Origin of the sequence: Chryseobacterium capnotolerans (genome assembly GCF_021278965.1) — a bacterium.
GTDB lineage: Bacteria > Bacteroidota > Bacteroidia > Flavobacteriales > Weeksellaceae > Chryseobacterium > Chryseobacterium capnotolerans.
The window spans coordinates 4,223,655-4,244,500 of sequence record NZ_CP065589.1 but is presented as its reverse complement, the minus strand read 5'-3'; the positions used below and the strand labels follow the sequence as shown (position 1 = coordinate 4,244,500).

Annotated in this window: 7 protein-coding genes, 4 tRNA genes and 7 rRNA genes; all 18 read left to right on the top strand. The window is 40.9% G+C overall.

Annotated features, from left to right (window positions below):
* Positions 1-13 precede the first annotated feature (13 nt).
* The 18 genes from rrf (H5J24_RS20385) (at position 14) to H5J24_RS20300 (ending at position 20,154) form a co-directional block, all read left to right on the top strand.
* A 5S ribosomal RNA gene (gene rrf / locus H5J24_RS20385) occupies positions 14-121 on the top strand.
* A 1,336-nt stretch (positions 122-1,457) separates the two neighbouring features.
* Positions 1,458-2,974: ribosomal RNA gene (locus tag H5J24_RS20380) — 16S ribosomal RNA — on the top strand.
* Positions 2,975-3,182: 208 nt separating this feature from the next.
* A tRNA-Ile gene (locus H5J24_RS20375) sits at positions 3,183-3,256 on the top strand.
* Between the two features lie 87 nt (positions 3,257-3,343).
* Positions 3,344-3,417, top strand: a tRNA-Ala gene (locus H5J24_RS20370).
* A gap of 158 nt (positions 3,418-3,575) precedes the next feature.
* Positions 3,576-6,332 (top strand): 23S ribosomal RNA (locus H5J24_RS20365).
* Positions 6,333-6,511: 179 nt separating this feature from the next.
* Positions 6,512-6,619 (top strand): 5S ribosomal RNA (rrf, locus tag H5J24_RS20360).
* Between the two features lie 1,338 nt (positions 6,620-7,957).
* Positions 7,958-9,474, top strand: a 16S ribosomal RNA gene (locus H5J24_RS20355).
* A 208-nt stretch (positions 9,475-9,682) separates the two neighbouring features.
* Positions 9,683-9,756: transfer RNA gene (locus H5J24_RS20350), tRNA-Ile, on the top strand.
* A gap of 87 nt (positions 9,757-9,843) precedes the next feature.
* A tRNA-Ala gene (locus tag H5J24_RS20345) sits at positions 9,844-9,917 on the top strand.
* A 158-nt stretch (positions 9,918-10,075) separates the two neighbouring features.
* Positions 10,076-12,832, top strand: a 23S ribosomal RNA gene (locus tag H5J24_RS20340).
* A gap of 179 nt (positions 12,833-13,011) precedes the next feature.
* A 5S ribosomal RNA gene (rrf, locus tag H5J24_RS20335) occupies positions 13,012-13,119 on the top strand.
* The 16S, 23S and 5S rRNA genes sit together here with 4 tRNA genes alongside, the layout of an rRNA operon.
* A gap of 587 nt (positions 13,120-13,706) precedes the next feature.
* Entirely contained in the window at positions 13,707-14,873 is a 1,167-nt protein-coding gene (locus H5J24_RS20330) for a T9SS type A sorting domain-containing protein (RefSeq protein WP_068938783.1), read from the top strand.
* 139 nt (positions 14,874-15,012) lie between these two features.
* Positions 15,013-16,056 carry a 4-alpha-glucanotransferase gene (locus tag H5J24_RS20325; RefSeq protein ID WP_232815815.1) on the top strand — a complete coding sequence of 348 codons (1,044 nt, stop codon included), beginning with the start codon at positions 15,013-15,015 and terminating at the stop codon, positions 16,054-16,056.
* On the top strand, positions 16,019-16,813 hold the full coding sequence (locus H5J24_RS20320; RefSeq protein WP_232815814.1) for a 4-alpha-glucanotransferase: 795 nt from the start codon (positions 16,019-16,021) through the stop codon (positions 16,811-16,813). Before H5J24_RS20325 ends, H5J24_RS20320 begins: the two co-directional genes overlap by 38 nt.
* The gene (locus H5J24_RS20315) at positions 16,749-17,666 is read left to right on the top strand and encodes a 4-alpha-glucanotransferase (RefSeq protein ID WP_232815813.1); all 918 of its coding nucleotides are present in this window, start codon (positions 16,749-16,751) and stop codon (positions 17,664-17,666) included. Before H5J24_RS20320 ends, H5J24_RS20315 begins: the two co-directional genes overlap by 65 nt.
* 139 nt (positions 17,667-17,805) lie before the next feature.
* Positions 17,806-18,891 carry a dermokine domain-containing protein gene (locus tag H5J24_RS20310; RefSeq protein ID WP_068938786.1) on the top strand — a complete coding sequence of 362 codons (1,086 nt, stop codon included), beginning with the start codon at positions 17,806-17,808 and terminating at the stop codon, positions 18,889-18,891.
* 179 nt (positions 18,892-19,070) lie between these two features.
* Complete coding sequence (locus H5J24_RS20305; RefSeq protein WP_068938788.1) at positions 19,071-19,517, top strand: DUF4890 domain-containing protein; 447 nt, start codon at positions 19,071-19,073, stop codon at positions 19,515-19,517.
* Between the two features lie 127 nt (positions 19,518-19,644).
* Entirely contained in the window at positions 19,645-20,154 is a 510-nt protein-coding gene (locus H5J24_RS20300) for a ferritin (RefSeq protein ID WP_068938790.1), read from the top strand.
* The last annotated feature ends 692 nt before the right edge of the window (positions 20,155-20,846 follow it).

The following is a 20,846-nucleotide window of genomic DNA, read 5'->3' as shown; positions in this document are numbered from 1 at the left end:
TATATACAACCTTTAGGGTGGTTTTAGCGGTGGGGCTCACCTGTTCCCATTCCGAACACAGAAGTTAAGCCCACCAGCGCCGATGGTACTGCTAACGCGGGAGAGTAGGCCGCCGCCAGTTTTTATTTTATTTTTAAAAGTCTCATACAGCAATGTGTGAGACTTTTTTTGCTTTATACTTTTTATCCCCAAGGGAAGCAAAGAGAAAATATCAGTAATCAGAAATGAGTAATCGGTAATGATACTTGTATTCCCGTGTTGCTGCTATTCCTACCACCGGTTTCTTATCCGGTTCTTTGTTCTTTGTTCTTTGTTCTTTATTCTTTATTCTTTATTCTTTATTCTTTATTCTATAACAGATACACTCCTGGTATCACTTATGATTCATCTCTCATAAAATGAAAAGCAATTGCCAAACACTTAACTCCAAATAGAACACAGCCCTCTGTGAAAATCTGTGAAATCTGCGGGAAAAATAAAAAACTCAGTTCACTTTACATGAGTATTTATACTGTGTCGGGTTTAGGCTTAAGCCATTGCATCAAGTCTTCATGATAAAGAGGGTTAAAGCCTAGTTGTTAGTCAGATATTCCTCCGACCACTACTAGGCTAAAGCCCACTCAAATAAAATAGGTCGCTTCCATTGGCTTTAGCCAAAAACCTATTTATCTCAATTATGTCTATAATAATATCTTCTATCACCTATTCTTATCTATCTATCTATCTATCTATATTTATACATTATTATCTTCAACCCATATAATCTCCAAAATATTATTTAAAAATCCCAGGTTTCTGGTTCCAGTTATCATTTGTATTGATAACCTGTCATTCGAATTTTTTAGAAAAAATAGCAGCTCTATATATTAGTTCAACCTTTGTTACTGTATTCCAGGTTGTCTATGCTAATTGTGGATAAGTGTAAAATGGTACGTAAAGATAAGTAAATCAATACATTATATGTAATACTTATCCACAATTGCAATATTGGTGTAAACTTTATGTTAAATAAAGTTGCGGGGTATGGATGAAGTTTCTATCTTTGCCCCACTGAAAACGAGAGTATCAGTAAGCGCAGAAGAGCCTTTAGATAGGCAGGAACATTAAGATCTACTAAGATAGCAAACGAAAAAAAAACTTTTAATTTTTATCAAATAAAAGTTGTGAGTTAAAAAAGAGTTTGTATCTTTGCAGTCCCAATTAAGGGAGCGCAGGAGTAGAGAGATTGAGGGTTATGATAGAGGTTAAGGTTACTTAAAAAACTTTAAAATTTTCTTTCAAAACATTTGGTCATTACAAAATAAAGTTTTACTTTTGCACTCGCAAATACGGAGCGACACTGACAGAGAGATTGCTTCGTTACAAAGCGGAAGATATAAAGATCATTGACATACAATATAACAACCAAGTAAGGAAAAACTAAAGCGTTAAAAACTTTGAGTGAGTCAGACAAACATACAATGGAGAGTTTGATCCTGGCTCAGGATGAACGCTAGCGGGAGGCCTAACACATGCAAGCCGAGCGGTAGGGTTTCTTCGGAGACCTGAGAGCGGCGCACGGGTGCGGAACACGTGTGCAACCTGCCTTTATCTGGGGGATAGCCTTTCGAAAGGGAGATTAATACCCCATAATATATTTATCGGCATCGATGAATATTGAAAACTCCGGTGGATAGAGATGGGCACGCGCAAGATTAGATAGTTGGTGAGGTAACGGCTCACCAAGTCTGCGATCTTTAGGGGGCCTGAGAGGGTGATCCCCCACACTGGTACTGAGACACGGACCAGACTCCTACGGGAGGCAGCAGTGAGGAATATTGGACAATGGGTGAGAGCCTGATCCAGCCATCCCGCGTGAAGGACGACGGCCCTATGGGTTGTAAACTTCTTTTGTATAGGGATAAACCTACTCTCGTGAGAGTAGCTGAAGGTACTATACGAATAAGCACCGGCTAACTCCGTGCCAGCAGCCGCGGTAATACGGAGGGTGCAAGCGTTATCCGGATTTATTGGGTTTAAAGGGTCCGTAGGCGGATCTGTAAGTCAGTGGTGAAATCTCACAGCTTAACTGTGAAACTGCCATTGATACTGCAGGTCTTGAGTGTTGTTGAAGTAGCTGGAATAAGTAGTGTAGCGGTGAAATGCATAGATATTACTTAGAACACCAATTGCGAAGGCAGGTTACTAAGCAACAACTGACGCTGATGGACGAAAGCGTGGGGAGCGAACAGGATTAGATACCCTGGTAGTCCACGCCGTAAACGATGCTAACTCGTTTTTGGATTTTCGGATTCAGAGACTAAGCGAAAGTGATAAGTTAGCCACCTGGGGAGTACGAACGCAAGTTTGAAACTCAAAGGAATTGACGGGGGCCCGCACAAGCGGTGGATTATGTGGTTTAATTCGATGATACGCGAGGAACCTTACCAAGGCTTAAATGGGAAATGACAGGTTTAGAAATAGACTTTTCTTCGGACATTTTTCAAGGTGCTGCATGGTTGTCGTCAGCTCGTGCCGTGAGGTGTTAGGTTAAGTCCTGCAACGAGCGCAACCCCTGTCACTAGTTGCCATCATTAAGTTGGGGACTCTAGTGAGACTGCCTACGCAAGTAGAGAGGAAGGTGGGGATGACGTCAAATCATCACGGCCCTTACGCCTTGGGCCACACACGTAATACAATGGCCGGTACAGAGGGCAGCTACACAGCGATGTGATGCAAATCTCGAAAGCCGGTCTCAGTTCGGATTGGAGTCTGCAACTCGACTCTATGAAGCTGGAATCGCTAGTAATCGCGCATCAGCCATGGCGCGGTGAATACGTTCCCGGGCCTTGTACACACCGCCCGTCAAGCCATGGAAGTCTGGGGTACCTGAAGTCGGTGACCGTAACAGGAGCTGCCTAGGGTAAAACAGGTAACTAGGGCTAAGTCGTAACAAGGTAGCCGTACCGGAAGGTGCGGCTGGAACATCTCATTTTAGAGCGTCGTAAGACGATAAAAAAAATAGTATCGCAAGATACAGAACTTACTTAAAGTTCCAGCTTTAGTTTTTTGTTTGGTTGATTTATATTAAAAATACAAAACCCACTAGAAATTAGTAAAGGGATTGAGAGAGACGAGGATGTAAGATAAGAGGGTCAGTTAAATCTGATATCTATTATCTGAAATCTGATAGTCTAAGAGACAGTCTCGTAGCTCAGCTGGTTAGAGCGCTACACTGATAATGTAGAGGTCGGCAGTTCGAGCCTGCCCGAGACTACTAATTAAAAGACGGGAAGATATGAGATAATAGACATCAGACATTTAGGTCTGAGATCTAGAATCTGACATCTGAAGTCTACTAGAGGGGGAATTAGCTCAGCTGGCTAGAGCGCCTGCCTTGCACGCAGGAGGTCAAGGGTTCGACTCCCTTATTCTCCACAGTTTTGGAAGACTGATTTAAAAGTTACGAATGGAGCCAAAAACAACATTTGTTCATCAGTTGGAAAAGAAGACATTAAGATCATTGACATTAACGGTAAAGACATCACAAAGAGAAAACCGAGCGCATAAAGCGCTTGAGTAACCTAAAAAATAGGAAAGAAATCGTTAAGGGCGTATGGCGGATGCCTAGGCTTTCAGAGGCGACGAAGGACGTGGTAAGCTGCGAAAAGCTGCGGGGATTGGCACACACGAATTGATCCGCAGATGTCCGAATGGGGCAACCCGGCTGGTTGAAGACCAGTCACCTCGTAAGAGGAGCAAACCCGGAGAACTGAAACATCTAAGTACCCGGAGGAAAAGAAATCGAAGAGATTCCGTAAGTAGTGGCGAGCGAAAGCGGATTAGCCCAAAAGCTAATATATGTTTAATAGAATGTTCTGGAAAGAACAGCCATAGAGGGTGATAGCCCCGTATATGAAAGGCATATTTGAGTGATAAATGAGTAGGGCGGGACACGTGAAATCCTGTCTGAATATGGGGGGACCATCCTCCAAGGCTAAATACTCCTGAAAGACCGATAGTGAACAAGTACTGTGAAGGAAAGGTGAAAAGCACTTCGAATAGAAGGGTGAAATAGAACCTGAAACCGTACGCCTACAAGCGGTCGGAGCAGCATTAAGCTGTGACGGCGTGCCTTTTGCATAATGAGCCTACGAGTTAATTTTACTAGCGAGGTTAAGGTATTAAGTACCGGAGCCGGAGCGAAAGCGAGTCTGAATAGGGCGTATAGTTAGTAGGATTAGACGCGAAACCTTGTGATCTACCCATGGGCAGGTTGAAGCTCTGGTAACACAGAGTGGAGGACCGAACCGGTTGACGTTGAAAAGTCTTCGGATGACCTGTGGGTAGGGGTGAAAGGCCAATCAAACTGGGAGATAGCTCGTACTCTCCGAAATGCATTTAGGTGCAGCGTCGTATATAAGTTTATTAGAGGTAGAGCTACTGATTGGATGCGGGGGTTTCATCGCCTACCAATTCCTGACAAACTCCGAATGCTAATAAATGTTCTACGGCAGTGAGGGCATGGGTGCTAAGGTCCATGTCCGAGAGGGAAAGAACCCAGACCAACAGCTAAGGTCCCAAAATATATGTTAAGTTGAAGCAACGCGGTTGGACTGCATTGACAGCTAGGATGTTGGCTTGGAAGCAGCCATTCATTTAAAGAGTGCGTAACAGCTCACTAGTCGAGCGGTCCGGCATGGATAATAATCGGGCATAAACATATTACCGAAGCTATGGATTTGTATTTAAGATACATCTGGTAGGAGAGCATTCTATTTGCGCCGAAGCAGTACTGTGAGGTATTGTGGAGCGGATAGAAAAGAAAATGTAGGCATAAGTAACGATAAAGCAGGCGAGAAACCTGCTCACCGAAAGACCAAGGCTTCCTCAGCCATGCTAATCAGCTGAGGGTTAGTCGGGACCTAACGCGAACCCGAAAGGGGTAGTGGATGGACAATGGGTTAATATTCCCATACTTGCTCACGAATAAAGGGGACGGTTGGATGTAGCTGCTGGAGACTGACGGAATAGTCAAGGCCTAGCCTTCGGGCGAAGCTGCTGCAGTGTAATCTGATCCAAGAAAAGCCGAAGTGAAGCAACCCGTACCAAAACCGACACAGGTGGTCGAGGAGAGAATCCTAAGGTGCTCGAGTGAGTCGTGGCTAAGGAACTAGGCAAAATAGTCTCGTAACTTCGGAAGAAGAGACGCCATCAGCAATGGTGGCCGCAGTGAAGAGGCCCAGGCGACTGTTTATCAAAAACACAGGACTCTGCTAAATCGAAAGATGCTGTATAGGGTCTGACACCTGCCCGGTGCTGGAAGGTTAAGGAAGGTGCTTAGGTTTAAACCGAAGGCATTAACTGAAGCCCCAGTAAACGGCGGCCGTAACTATAACGGTCCTAAGGTAGCGAAATTCCTTGTCGGGTAAGTTCCGACCTGCACGAATGGTGTAACGATCTGGGCACTGTCTCAGCCACGAGCTCGGTGAAATTGTAGTATCGGTGAAGATGCCGATTACCCGCAATGGGACGAAAAGACCCTGTGAACCTTTACTATAACTTCGTATTGACTTTGAGTAAGTAATGTGTAGGATAGGTGGGAGGCTTTGAAGCAGGCACGCTAGTGTTTGTGGAGCCGACGTTGAAATACCACCCTTTACTTACTTGGAGCCTAACTTCTTTTAGAAGGACATTGCGTGGTGGGTAGTTTGACTGGGGTGGTCGCCTCCAAAAGAGTAACGGAGGCTTTCAAAGGTACCCTCAGCACGCTTGGTAACCGTGCGTAGAGTGTAATGGCATAAGGGTGCTTGACTGTGAGACCAACAAGTCGATCAGGTGCGAAAGCAGGACATAGTGATCCGGTGGTTCCGTATGGAAGGGCCATCGCTCATAGGATAAAAGGTACTCCGGGGATAACAGGCTAGTCTCCCCCAAGAGCTCACATCGACGGGGAGGTTCGGCACCTCGATGTCGGCTCGTCACATCCTGGGGCTGGAGAAGGTCCCAAGGGTTGGGCTGTTCGCCCATTAAAGTGGCACGCGAGCTGGGTTCAGAACGTCGTGAGACAGTTCGGTCTCTATCTATTGCGGGCGTTAGATGTTTGAGAGGGCTTGATTCTAGTACGAGAGGACCGAATTGAACAAACCTCTGGTGTATCAGTTGTACCGCCAGGTGCACCGCTGAGTAGCTACGTTTGGAAGAGATAAGCACTGAAAGCATATAAGTGCGAAACTCGCCTCAAGATGAGACATCTTTTAAGGGTCGTTGTAGATGACGACGTTGATAGGCTATAGGTGTAAAGACAGTAATGTCATAGCCAAGTAGTACTAATTACCCGTAGATTTATAGCCTATTGGTTGCTGTAATCTAGAATAATATCATATTAAATAGACAAGTACTTTATGCGCAGTAAAGGTTTTGTCTTTGTGAAAGTTTTTATCGCTTAAAAACGCAATTGGCAAAAAGCAATTAGCGATTGGCATACAAGCCAATAGCAATAAGCAATAAGCCAGCTGCTATATACAACCTTTAGGGTGGTTTTAGCGGTGGGGCTCACCTGTTCCCATTCCGAACACAGAAGTTAAGCCCACCAGCGCCGATGGTACTGCTAACGCGGGAGAGTAGGCCGCCGCCAGTTTTTATTTTATTTTTAAAAGTCTCATACAGCAATGTGTGAGACTTTTTTTTGCTTTATACTTTTTATCCCCAAGGGAAGCAAAGAGAAAATATCAGTAATCAGAAATGAGTAATCGGTAATGATACTTGTATTCCCGTGTTGCTGCTATTCCTACCACCGGTTTCTTATCCGGTTCTTTGTTCTTTGTTCTTTGTTCTTTATTCTTTATTCTTTATTCTTTATTCTTTATTCTATAACAGATACACTCCTGGTATCACTTATGATTCATCTCTCATAAAATGAAAAGCAATTGCCAAACACTTAACTCCAAATAGAACACAGCCCTCTGTGAAAATCTGTGAAATCTGCGGGAAAAATAAAAAACTCAGTTCACTTTACATGAGTATTTATACTGTGTCGGGTTTAGGCTTAAGCCATTGCATCAAGTCTTCATGATAAAGAGGGTTAAAGCCTAGTTGTTAGTCAGATATTCCTCCGACCACTACTAGGCTAAAGCCCACTCAAATAAAATAGGTCGCTTCCATTGGCTTTAGCCAAAAACCTATTTATCTCAATTATGTCTATAATAATATCTTCTATCACCTATTCTTATCTATCTATCTATCTATCTATATTTATACATTATTATCTTCAACCCATATAATCTCCAAAATATTATTTAAAAATCCCAGGTTTCTGGTTCCAGTTATCATTTGTATTGATAACCTGTCATTCGAATTTTTTAGAAAAAATAGCAGCTCTATATATTAGTTCAACCTTTGTTACTGTATTCCAGGTTGTCTATGCTAATTGTGGATAAGTGTAAAATGGTACGTAAAGATAAGTAAATCAATACATTATATGTAATACTTATCCACAATTGCAATATTGGTGTAAACTTTATGTTAAATAAAGTTGCGGGGTATGGATGAAGTTTCTATCTTTGCCCCACTGAAAACGAGAGTATCAGTAAGCGCAGAAGAGCCTTTAGATAGGCAGGAACATTAAGATCTACTAAGATAGCAAACGAAAAAAAAAACTTTTAATTTTTATCAAATAAAAGTTGTGAGTTAAAAAAGAGTTTGTATCTTTGCAGTCCCAATTAAGGGAGCGCAGGAGTAGAGAGATTGAGGGTTATGATAGAGGTTAAGGTTACTTAAAAAACTTTAAAATTTTCTTTCAAAACATTTGGTCATTACAAAATAAAGTTTTACTTTTGCACTCGCAAATACGGAGCGACACTGACAGAGAGATTGCTTCGTTACAAAGCGGAAGATATAAAGATCATTGACATACAATATAACAACCAAGTAAGGAAAAACTAAAGCGTTAAAAACTTTGAGTGAGTCAGACAAACATACAATGGAGAGTTTGATCCTGGCTCAGGATGAACGCTAGCGGGAGGCCTAACACATGCAAGCCGAGCGGTAGGGTTTCTTCGGAGACCTGAGAGCGGCGCACGGGTGCGGAACACGTGTGCAACCTGCCTTTATCTGGGGGATAGCCTTTCGAAAGGGAGATTAATACCCCATAATATATTTATCGGCATCGATGAATATTGAAAACTCCGGTGGATAGAGATGGGCACGCGCAAGATTAGATAGTTGGTGAGGTAACGGCTCACCAAGTCTGCGATCTTTAGGGGGCCTGAGAGGGTGATCCCCCACACTGGTACTGAGACACGGACCAGACTCCTACGGGAGGCAGCAGTGAGGAATATTGGACAATGGGTGAGAGCCTGATCCAGCCATCCCGCGTGAAGGACGACGGCCCTATGGGTTGTAAACTTCTTTTGTATAGGGATAAACCTACTCTCGTGAGAGTAGCTGAAGGTACTATACGAATAAGCACCGGCTAACTCCGTGCCAGCAGCCGCGGTAATACGGAGGGTGCAAGCGTTATCCGGATTTATTGGGTTTAAAGGGTCCGTAGGCGGATCTGTAAGTCAGTGGTGAAATCTCACAGCTTAACTGTGAAACTGCCATTGATACTGCAGGTCTTGAGTGTTGTTGAAGTAGCTGGAATAAGTAGTGTAGCGGTGAAATGCATAGATATTACTTAGAACACCAATTGCGAAGGCAGGTTACTAAGCAACAACTGACGCTGATGGACGAAAGCGTGGGGAGCGAACAGGATTAGATACCCTGGTAGTCCACGCCGTAAACGATGCTAACTCGTTTTTGGATTTTCGGATTCAGAGACTAAGCGAAAGTGATAAGTTAGCCACCTGGGGAGTACGAACGCAAGTTTGAAACTCAAAGGAATTGACGGGGGCCCGCACAAGCGGTGGATTATGTGGTTTAATTCGATGATACGCGAGGAACCTTACCAAGGCTTAAATGGGAAATGACAGGTTTAGAAATAGACTTTTCTTCGGACATTTTTCAAGGTGCTGCATGGTTGTCGTCAGCTCGTGCCGTGAGGTGTTAGGTTAAGTCCTGCAACGAGCGCAACCCCTGTCACTAGTTGCCATCATTAAGTTGGGGACTCTAGTGAGACTGCCTACGCAAGTAGAGAGGAAGGTGGGGATGACGTCAAATCATCACGGCCCTTACGCCTTGGGCCACACACGTAATACAATGGCCGGTACAGAGGGCAGCTACACAGCGATGTGATGCAAATCTCGAAAGCCGGTCTCAGTTCGGATTGGAGTCTGCAACTCGACTCTATGAAGCTGGAATCGCTAGTAATCGCGCATCAGCCATGGCGCGGTGAATACGTTCCCGGGCCTTGTACACACCGCCCGTCAAGCCATGGAAGTCTGGGGTACCTGAAGTCGGTGACCGTAACAGGAGCTGCCTAGGGTAAAACAGGTAACTAGGGCTAAGTCGTAACAAGGTAGCCGTACCGGAAGGTGCGGCTGGAACATCTCATTTTAGAGCGTCGTAAGACGATAAAAAAAATAGTATCGCAAGATACAGAACTTACTTAAAGTTCCAGCTTTAGTTTTTTGTTTGGTTGATTTATATTAAAAATACAAAACCCACTAGAAATTAGTAAAGGGATTGAGAGAGACGAGGATGTAAGATAAGAGGGTCAGTTAAATCTGATATCTATTATCTGAAATCTGATAGTCTAAGAGACAGTCTCGTAGCTCAGCTGGTTAGAGCGCTACACTGATAATGTAGAGGTCGGCAGTTCGAGCCTGCCCGAGACTACTAATTAAAAGACGGGAAGATATGAGATAATAGACATCAGACATTTAGGTCTGAGATCTAGAATCTGACATCTGAAGTCTACTAGAGGGGGAATTAGCTCAGCTGGCTAGAGCGCCTGCCTTGCACGCAGGAGGTCAAGGGTTCGACTCCCTTATTCTCCACAGTTTTGGAAGACTGATTTAAAAGTTACGAATGGAGCCAAAAACAACATTTGTTCATCAGTTGGAAAAGAAGACATTAAGATCATTGACATTAACGGTAAAGACATCACAAAGAGAAAACCGAGCGCATAAAGCGCTTGAGTAACCTAAAAAATAGGAAAGAAATCGTTAAGGGCGTATGGCGGATGCCTAGGCTTTCAGAGGCGACGAAGGACGTGGTAAGCTGCGAAAAGCTGCGGGGATTGGCACACACGAATTGATCCGCAGATGTCCGAATGGGGCAACCCGGCTGGTTGAAGACCAGTCACCTCGTAAGAGGAGCAAACCCGGAGAACTGAAACATCTAAGTACCCGGAGGAAAAGAAATCGAAGAGATTCCGTAAGTAGTGGCGAGCGAAAGCGGATTAGCCCAAAAGCTAATATATGTTTAATAGAATGTTCTGGAAAGAACAGCCATAGAGGGTGATAGCCCCGTATATGAAAGGCATATTTGAGTGATAAATGAGTAGGGCGGGACACGTGAAATCCTGTCTGAATATGGGGGGACCATCCTCCAAGGCTAAATACTCCTGAAAGACCGATAGTGAACAAGTACTGTGAAGGAAAGGTGAAAAGCACTTCGAATAGAAGGGTGAAATAGAACCTGAAACCGTACGCCTACAAGCGGTCGGAGCAGCATTAAGCTGTGACGGCGTGCCTTTTGCATAATGAGCCTACGAGTTAATTTTACTAGCGAGGTTAAGGTATTAAGTACCGGAGCCGGAGCGAAAGCGAGTCTGAATAGGGCGTATAGTTAGTAGGATTAGACGCGAAACCTTGTGATCTACCCATGGGCAGGTTGAAGCTCTGGTAACACAGAGTGGAGGACCGAACCGGTTGACGTTGAAAAGTCTTCGGATGACCTGTGGGTAGGGGTGAAAGGCCAATCAAACTGGGAGATAGCTCGTACTCTCCGAAATGCATTTAGGTGCAGCGTCGTATATAAGTTTATTAGAGGTAGAGCTACTGATTGGATGCGGGGGTTTCATCGCCTACCAATTCCTGACAAACTCCGAATGCTAATAAATGTTCTACGGCAGTGAGGGCATGGGTGCTAAGGTCCATGTCCGAGAGGGAAAGAACCCAGACCAACAGCTAAGGTCCCAAAATATATGTTAAGTTGAAGCAACGCGGTTGGACTGCATTGACAGCTAGGATGTTGGCTTGGAAGCAGCCATTCATTTAAAGAGTGCGTAACAGCTCACTAGTCGAGCGGTCCGGCATGGATAATAATCGGGCATAAACATATTACCGAAGCTATGGATTTGTATTTAAGATACATCTGGTAGGAGAGCATTCTATTTGCGCCGAAGCAGTACTGTGAGGTATTGTGGAGCGGATAGAAAAGAAAATGTAGGCATAAGTAACGATAAAGCAGGCGAGAAACCTGCTCACCGAAAGACCAAGGCTTCCTCAGCCATGCTAATCAGCTGAGGGTTAGTCGGGACCTAACGCGAACCCGAAAGGGGTAGTGGATGGACAATGGGTTAATATTCCCATACTTGCTCACGAATAAAGGGGACGGTTGGATGTAGCTGCTGGAGACTGACGGAATAGTCAAGGCCTAGCCTTCGGGCGAAGCTGCTGCAGTGTAATCTGATCCAAGAAAAGCCGAAGTGAAGCAACCCGTACCAAAACCGACACAGGTGGTCGAGGAGAGAATCCTAAGGTGCTCGAGTGAGTCGTGGCTAAGGAACTAGGCAAAATAGTCTCGTAACTTCGGAAGAAGAGACGCCATCAGCAATGGTGGCCGCAGTGAAGAGGCCCAGGCGACTGTTTATCAAAAACACAGGACTCTGCTAAATCGAAAGATGCTGTATAGGGTCTGACACCTGCCCGGTGCTGGAAGGTTAAGGAAGGTGCTTAGGTTTAAACCGAAGGCATTAACTGAAGCCCCAGTAAACGGCGGCCGTAACTATAACGGTCCTAAGGTAGCGAAATTCCTTGTCGGGTAAGTTCCGACCTGCACGAATGGTGTAACGATCTGGGCACTGTCTCAGCCACGAGCTCGGTGAAATTGTAGTATCGGTGAAGATGCCGATTACCCGCAATGGGACGAAAAGACCCTGTGAACCTTTACTATAACTTCGTATTGACTTTGAGTAAGTAATGTGTAGGATAGGTGGGAGGCTTTGAAGCAGGCACGCTAGTGTTTGTGGAGCCGACGTTGAAATACCACCCTTTACTTACTTGGAGCCTAACTTCTTTTAGAAGGACATTGCGTGGTGGGTAGTTTGACTGGGGTGGTCGCCTCCAAAAGAGTAACGGAGGCTTTCAAAGGTACCCTCAGCACGCTTGGTAACCGTGCGTAGAGTGTAATGGCATAAGGGTGCTTGACTGTGAGACCAACAAGTCGATCAGGTGCGAAAGCAGGACATAGTGATCCGGTGGTTCCGTATGGAAGGGCCATCGCTCATAGGATAAAAGGTACTCCGGGGATAACAGGCTAGTCTCCCCCAAGAGCTCACATCGACGGGGAGGTTCGGCACCTCGATGTCGGCTCGTCACATCCTGGGGCTGGAGAAGGTCCCAAGGGTTGGGCTGTTCGCCCATTAAAGTGGCACGCGAGCTGGGTTCAGAACGTCGTGAGACAGTTCGGTCTCTATCTATTGCGGGCGTTAGATGTTTGAGAGGGCTTGATTCTAGTACGAGAGGACCGAATTGAACAAACCTCTGGTGTATCAGTTGTACCGCCAGGTGCACCGCTGAGTAGCTACGTTTGGAAGAGATAAGCACTGAAAGCATATAAGTGCGAAACTCGCCTCAAGATGAGACATCTTTTAAGGGTCGTTGTAGATGACGACGTTGATAGGCTATAGGTGTAAAGACAGTAATGTCATAGCCAAGTAGTACTAATTACCCGTAGATTTATAGCCTATTGGTTGCTGTAATCTAGAATAATATCATATTAAATAGACAAGTACTTTATGCGCAGTAAAGGTTTTGTCTTTGTGAAAGTTTTTATCGCTTAAAAACGCAATTGGCAAAAAGCAATTAGCGATTGGCATACAAGCCAATAGCAATAAGCAATAAGCCAGCTGCTATATACAACCTTTAGGGTGGTTTTAGCGGTGGGGCTCACCTGTTCCCATTCCGAACACAGAAGTTAAGCCCACCAGCGCCGATGGTACTGCTAACGCGGGAGAGTAGGCCGCCGCCAGTTTTTATTTTATTTTTAAAAGTCTCATACAGCAATGTGTGAGACTTTTTTTGCTTTATACTTTTTATCCCCAAGGGAAGCAAAGAGAAAATATCAGTAATCAGAAATGAGTAATCGGTAATGATACTTGTATTCCCGTGTTGCTGCTATTCCTACCACCGGTTTCTTATCCGGTTCTTTGTTCTTTGTTCTTTGTTCTTTATTCTTTATTCTTTATTCTTTATTCTATAACAGATACACTCCTGGTATCACTACATCAAACCAATATTTATCATTTACACCTCCTTTCTAGCCCTGATAGCAACGGTTACCCCGCAACAAGAGTTGGAGAGTGGCAGGGTTTGAGGGTGGCCGGCTCAGTGTGAGGAGTATGAGTGGATAGCAGGATTAAGCTCCTGAATGTATTCAAGTATTGGTGTATTTTATTAGTTTCTCGTTATATACTATTTGTTTATTTAATTGGTGATATTTTATTATTTGGGTTAATTTATTATCAACTTTATCTAAATCATTTCTTTTTTTTTTTTTAATGAGTAAATTATGTAACTTAGTCATATTAAAATGATTACAAATCAAAAAATATACATTCTATGAAAAAACATTTATTCCCTCTATTTTTATTGTTGCTATGTGTGAATGCGCATGCTCAACAGGATTTTTTTGCTATTGCAGGAAAAGATACCCCAGGTATTAATTTCAGTGATCTTCGTGCAATGGATGCAATGAATGGTACTTCCGGTGAGAAGGTTTTTACTGCTGAATCCCCTTCAAAGGTTATTTCGCAGACAAGAAGAGGTGTAGTGACAGAGGATAAAAATTCTTATAATAATTCCCAGGCTGTAACGATGGCAGCATTGGCCTATGATTCATCAAATAATAATCTGGTGTACATGCCTATGTTTTCGTCTAATATTTATGTTTTAAACTCTCAGACTAAGGAAATTACTTTAGTGGAAAATTCTATTGTAAAAGTAACATCATGTGATATTAACTCTCATATTACAAGAATGACTACAGGCTATGATGGAAATATCTATGCCGTTAATAATTCGGGAACACAGCTTTTACAGATCAGTAAAAAAGGTGGACAATACATAGTCAGTGATTTGGGAATCATAAAGGATGATGCTTCAAATGGTAAAAATTCATTTACAGCAATGGAAACGGGATTTGGTGGAGATATGGTTGCGGATGCAGATAATAATTTCTATATTTTTGCTGCTTCAGGGAATGTTTTCAAAGTATTCCCTAAAGAATTAAAGGCCAAGTTTGTGGGTAAAATTGCTGGAATTCCGGATAACTATTCTGTAAATGGTTCTGCTGTAAACGCTCAGGGAAAGATAGTGATAGCAAGTGCTAAAGGAGCATCTTTATACGAAGTGGATCTTGGTACTTTGCAGGCTAAGCAGCTTCCAGGAGAGCAGAATCTGCATATCTATGATTTAGCAAGTAAGTATTTTATTAATGACAGGGCTTCTTTAAATAATGGATTAGCTAACCTGGATATTTATCCAACCAGAGTTGATGAACAGTTTGTAAATGTTCATGTGAATAATAAGAATGTAAAAGGAAATATTAAGATGAATGTCTTTGATATGTCCGGTAAAAATGTAATGAGCCAAAGTTTGTCCGTTAAAGACGGTACACTGGATCAGAAAGTTTACTTTAAAGGATTGATTAATGGTGCTTATATTGTAAGCATAGCTGATGAATCAGGAAAAGTAATATTGAATAAGAAAATTCTGATTACTGAATAATTGGCTAAAAAGTGATCTATAAAATTTGATTTATCATAAAAGCCTTTTCAATCTTATTGAGAAGGTTTTTTAATGATTATTTGATATTCAACAAGTTTTATTTTTCGATATTAAAATGTACTTTTATAAAAAAATATAGATGAAGCTATACTTTAATGTAGGATATATTGTAAAAGCCGGAGAGAATCTGCAGTTGGTGATTCGGGAAGAAGGTGCAGCGGCTCATATCCATACGATGTTTTGTGCAGAGAATGGTTTATGGAAATGTGAAGTGGATTATTTTTCCAGATCTGTTTCTTATCAATACAGAGTTGTTAATGAAAAAGGAAACGTTTTAAGAGACGAGTTTGTTCAGCATCATCTTAATTTTCCGCACAACTATAAAGAGTTTATTATTTTTGATGAATGGAATAACAAAAACTTTCCTGAGAATTATTTAAATAATAAAATTCTTTACAATAAATTACATGACTTCACACCAGAGAAATCTATAATTCTAAAGAAACATACTCATCTATTCAGACTTGAGGCTCCTATTTATAATCCGGATTGGAGAATTGTATTGTTTGGAAATACTGTATCTTTAGGAAACTGGGATTATAATAGAGTAGTTCCTATGTATCAGACTGATTTCGGTCTGTGGGAAGTGTCTGTTGAAATTCCTGAAAATGAATTCATCCAGTTTAAATATTGTATTTATGATACAAAACAGAATAAAGTAATAGATGTAGAAACCGGAGAAAACAGATTTACGGTTACTAATCCTTTGCCGGATGTATTGCAAATTGTTTCCAATCATTATTTCAAATTTAAAGGGTATCAGATGTACCACGATGCCGGGGTTGCCGTTCCTGTATTTTCTTTAAGAAGTGAAGAAGGTTTTGGAGTGGGAGAATTCTCAGACTTAAAAAAACTGGCAGACTGGACAAAGGAAACGAATCTTGGCATTATCCAGATTCTTCCTATTAATGATACTACAGCAAATTATACATGGACGGATTCTTATCCCTACGCAGCAGTGTCTGTTTATGCTTTACATCCCCAATATATTTCATTAGAAAAGCTTGATTTTTCTTTACCGAAAGAATTAGTTAAAGAATATGAGTCTGATAAAGAAGCTCTCAATACTCTTGATCTTATCGATTATGAAAAAAATGATCGAAGGGAAATGGAAGTACCTTAAAGCTGTTTTCTCTGCAGAAAAAGATAAAATTTATAAGGACAGAAACTTTAAAAAATTCATTAAGGATAATGAGTACTGGCTGGTTCCTTATTCTGCTTTCTGTGTTTTAAGGGATAAATATAAAACGCCTAATTTCAATGAGTGGAAAACTCATAAAAAATATATCGCAGGAAAGATTGCTCAGTTTTTTACAACGAAAAATAAAGACTATGATCTTTCAATGCTTCATGCATGGGTACAATACCAGCTTCACGTACAGCTGAAAGATGCTGTAGATTATACCCACAGTCTTGGAGTTTCTCTGAAAGGAGATCTTCCTATTGGGATCTACAGATACTCTGTGGAAGCATGGACTGAGCCCGAACTATTCGGAATGGATTTCCAGGCTGGCGCACCGCCGGATCAGTTTACAGAGCTGGGACAAAACTGGGAATTTCCAACCTATAACTGGGAAGCTATGAAGGCTGATGATTACAGATGGTGGAAAAATAGATTCAAAGCATTAGAGCAATACTTTGATGCCATGAGAATCGATCACATTTTAGGTTTCTTTAGAATATGGAGAATGCCGATCTCAGCTGTACAAGGTATTTTAGGATATTTTTATCCTGCTGTTCCTATTGTTTCGGATGAATTTAAAGCCTGGCAGATTCCGTTTGAATTTGACAGGTACTGTAAGCCATTTATCAACAATGAAATTTTATGGGAAATACTTTGCAGGAGACAGTGGAAAGGCTCTTGTATTTATGGATCGTAAAGAAGATGGAACTTATTCCTTTAAAGAAGAATTTGATACCCAGAGAAAACTGGTAGATTTCTTTAAGAAAAAACCACATGGCCCGCTTGAGGAAAAGCTGATTTCCCTTTGTGCGAATGTTTTGTTTTTACCGGAAGAGAGAAAAGGGGAAACAGTATATCATCCAAGGTTCAATGTTTATAATACAGAATCTTATCAATATCTTTCTGAATCTGAACAGAAGAGTATTTATGATTTGTACCACGATTATTTCTTCAGAAGGCAGGATCATCTTTGGTATGAAAAAGCGATGGAGAAACTTCCAATGATCCTGAATGCTACGAAAATGCTTATTTGTGGAGAAGATTTGGGTATGGTTCCTGCCTGCGTTCCGGTTGTTATGGATGAATTGGCTATTATTGCTCTGAAAGTTCAGCGTATGCCTGCGGAGAATATTTCATTCTATGATCCAAGATATGCCAATTATATGAATGTGGTTACTGCTTCTTCTCACGACAGCTCTACCCTGAGACAATGGTGGAAAGAAGATTCGGGTTTGACCCAAAGATATTTTAACCAACAATTGGTTCAATACGGGAAAGCACCACAAGATCTAACTCCGGATTTGGCGGAGATTATTATGAAGCAGCATTTATATAATGAATCAATGCTGGCGATTTTCCCGATTCAGGAATTCCTCGCTACAGATGCTGCACTTACCAACCCGAAAATGGATAATGAAAGGATTAATAATCCTGCTGTTTTTCCACATTATTGGCGATATAGAATGCATATCAAGCTGGAAGACCTTAAGAACCAGAAAATTTTCAATGAAAAAATAGCTCACTGGATAAAAGACAGTGGAAGGATGTAAATTTAACATCTGATTTTCAGTAAGTTAATAGTATTTTAAAAGAAGTTTGATCTATGGATTTAACTTCTTTTTTTTATTTGTATCAAAAAGATAGAATTAAGATATTCTGCTATATATTAACCAATTAACGACTATAAAGATGAAAAAAATATTTTTGGGATTAGCTTTTGGGTTAGGCGTTTTGACGTCTGCTCAGCAGTATCCGAATAATGGTTGGGGAGATGATGGTTATTATCAGAATGGCAATGGCTATTATAGCGACGAGGATGACAGAAATTACTTTCCTGATGATTATTATTATAACTATCCTCAGGACTATTATCCAGGGGATTATTACCAGAGCTATTATAATGATTACAGAAACAGTATTGTCAATATAGATTGGAATGGGTTCTTTGTTCAAAACAGATTAACTCGTTGGCAGGTAGATCAGATTATGAGACTGAATAATTTGTACGCCAGCTTTGCTGCCTGGGATAATTTTTACAGATATAACCCAGACAGATGGTATTATGACAGATTCTATGCCTTGGAAAGAATTATGGGACCGAGAGTTTTTGTAGTTTTTCAAAATAATTATTACAGAGGGGCAAGTCCTATTGTATACTTCCAAAATTATAGAAGAACGTATTATGTTCCAAGATATGCTGTAATGCCAAGATATAGAAACGTAAACATCAATATTTACAGAGTAGACCGTTCAAGGTTCAGAAGAATTGATAATCCTACGTTTGATGTGATCAGGGGAAGTAGCAGACCAGATAATGGTTTTAGAAACTCAGGTGGATCAAATGGTGGTTTCAGAAATGATAATTCCGGAGGTTTTAGAGGCAACTCTGACAACAATGGCTTTAGAGGAAATTCCGGTAATGGAGGTTTCAGAAACAATAGTTCTGAAGGTTCAAAAGGAAACTCAGACAATGGCGGTTTCAGAGGTAGCTCCGGCAACAGTGGTTTCAGAGGGAATTCTGGTAACGGAGGGTTCAGAAACAACAGTTCGGAAGGTTCTAGAGGGAACTCAGAAAATGGCGGTTTTAGAAATAGTAACGGCGGATTCAGAGGGAATAATGAAGTGAGAAGAGAAGCGGCTCCTGCACCATCAAGGGAAAATAATGGAGGCTTCAGAGGAAATAGTGGTGGTTTCAGACAGCAAAAATCTGAAAATTCTTCACCAGGCCGTGGTAATAATAGTGGAGGCTTTAGAGGAAGCTTGGTAAGGAATTAATTTTCATATATTATATTTAAGTGGTGTGAAGGACAGGTTTTTATAATCTGTCCTTTTTTTTATGTATTTATTGATTTGTTTTAGTTAAAATTTAACATTATTTATGAATATGTTAATTTAACTTATTGTTTAATGATGAATCAAAAAGGTATAACAACAATTAATTAAATTTTAAAAAGATGAAAAAATTAGTTTTAGCAATAGCATTTATCGGAATGGGAAGTTTTGCAATGGCACAACAGACAACTCCACAGGACAGAGAAGCAAGAAGAGCAGAAATGCAGCAGAAAATGCAGCAAAAAGAACAGGAGCACCTTGCACAGATGCAAAAAGATCTTAACCTTACGACTACACAGGTATCTCAGGTAAAAGCATTACATGAAAAAAGAAAAGCTGAAATGAAAGCTGAGTTTGAAAAAAATAAAGATGTGAGACAGGCCAAAATGGAAGAGATGAAGGCTAAAAGAGCACAAATGGACGCTGATATGAAGAAAATTCTTACTCCTGAACAATATGATAAATGGCAGGTTGACAGAAAAGCTAAAATGGAGCAGAAAAGAATGGCAATGAAGGATAGGAGAATGATGAAAAAGCCTATGAATACTGCAGCTCCTGAAGTAAAATAACGGTTTGTAATTTTAATTTTTTAATGTGTAAAGGATGGGATTTTTTCCATCCTTTTAGTATTAATTTTCCGTAAAACTTTTGATTTCGGGCTTTTATTCCCTATTTTTGAATATAAATTTAATACTTATGGTTAGCGAAAAAATTGCAAAATTAATTAACGAACAAATTGCCCACGAACAATACGCCGCTCAATATTATCTTTCAATGTCTGCATGGTTTTCAGGAAAAGATCTGGATGGAATTGCAAACTACTTCAGAGTACAAAGCAAAGAAGAATTAATGCATGCAGATAAAATGTTTGATTATCTGAATGATGTAGGTGGAGAAATCATCATTGGAGAAATTCCAAAACCTCCACACGAGTTCGAAAATGCAACGGATATTTTTGAAAAAGCATTAGCACATGAGAAAATAGTAACTAAAAGTATTTTCAATATTGTAAAGAATGCCAACGAAGAGGGAGATTTTGCGACAACATCGTTCCTACAGTGGTTTATCAACGAACAAGTAGAGGAGGAAGCAAGCGCTTCTCAGTATGTAACAAAAATCAAAATGGTATGCGATAATCCATCTGCATTGTACCTTTTTGATCAGGAATTGTCACAGAGAGTATTTACTCCCGATCCAACTGCATAAAAACCACGAAAGTTTTTAACAATATAAAACCGCTATTTCTTGTGATAGCGGTTTTTTATTTTTTACCGAATTAAAGAGAATGAACAGTTACCTTTATTGAATGACTACTATGGATGGTGTATAAGGAAAATAATGAGACGATTGCCAATAAGTATAATATAAATAAAAAAAATAATCTTCTACCACTTCCTTTTTGATGCCGTATGAAATAAGTTTGTACTAAAAATGGCAGCGGATATATCAGAATGATTACAGTAAAACAAACAAAAAGCAAGGTCATTAACAAAGAAAATATACTTTGAAAATTTATGATTTCAAGACTTCTGTTAAAATAAATATGAGCTGGTTTATCCCAATAATAGAGTAATGATAAAATACTGAAGATATTGAAACCCATCCATTGAATTTTGAGTAAAACCATCCAGTTCTTAATGATATAATTTTTTACCATAGCCTTTATGTGGTCTTAATTGGAGAAGAACTACTTATTCAGTCTTTGCCTTTGTATTCTAACAGCTGCAATAAAAACTACAGCCCCTATAATGATGCTCAAAAAAGCAGATTTAAAAAGATTTTCTGTAGGCATATACCTAAAACCTTCCTTGGTTACAGGAGGATCAATATACTCGAGGATATTAAATATGAATGTTCCGGATAAGGCCATCATAAAGGCACTTATAAGAAATGAAATA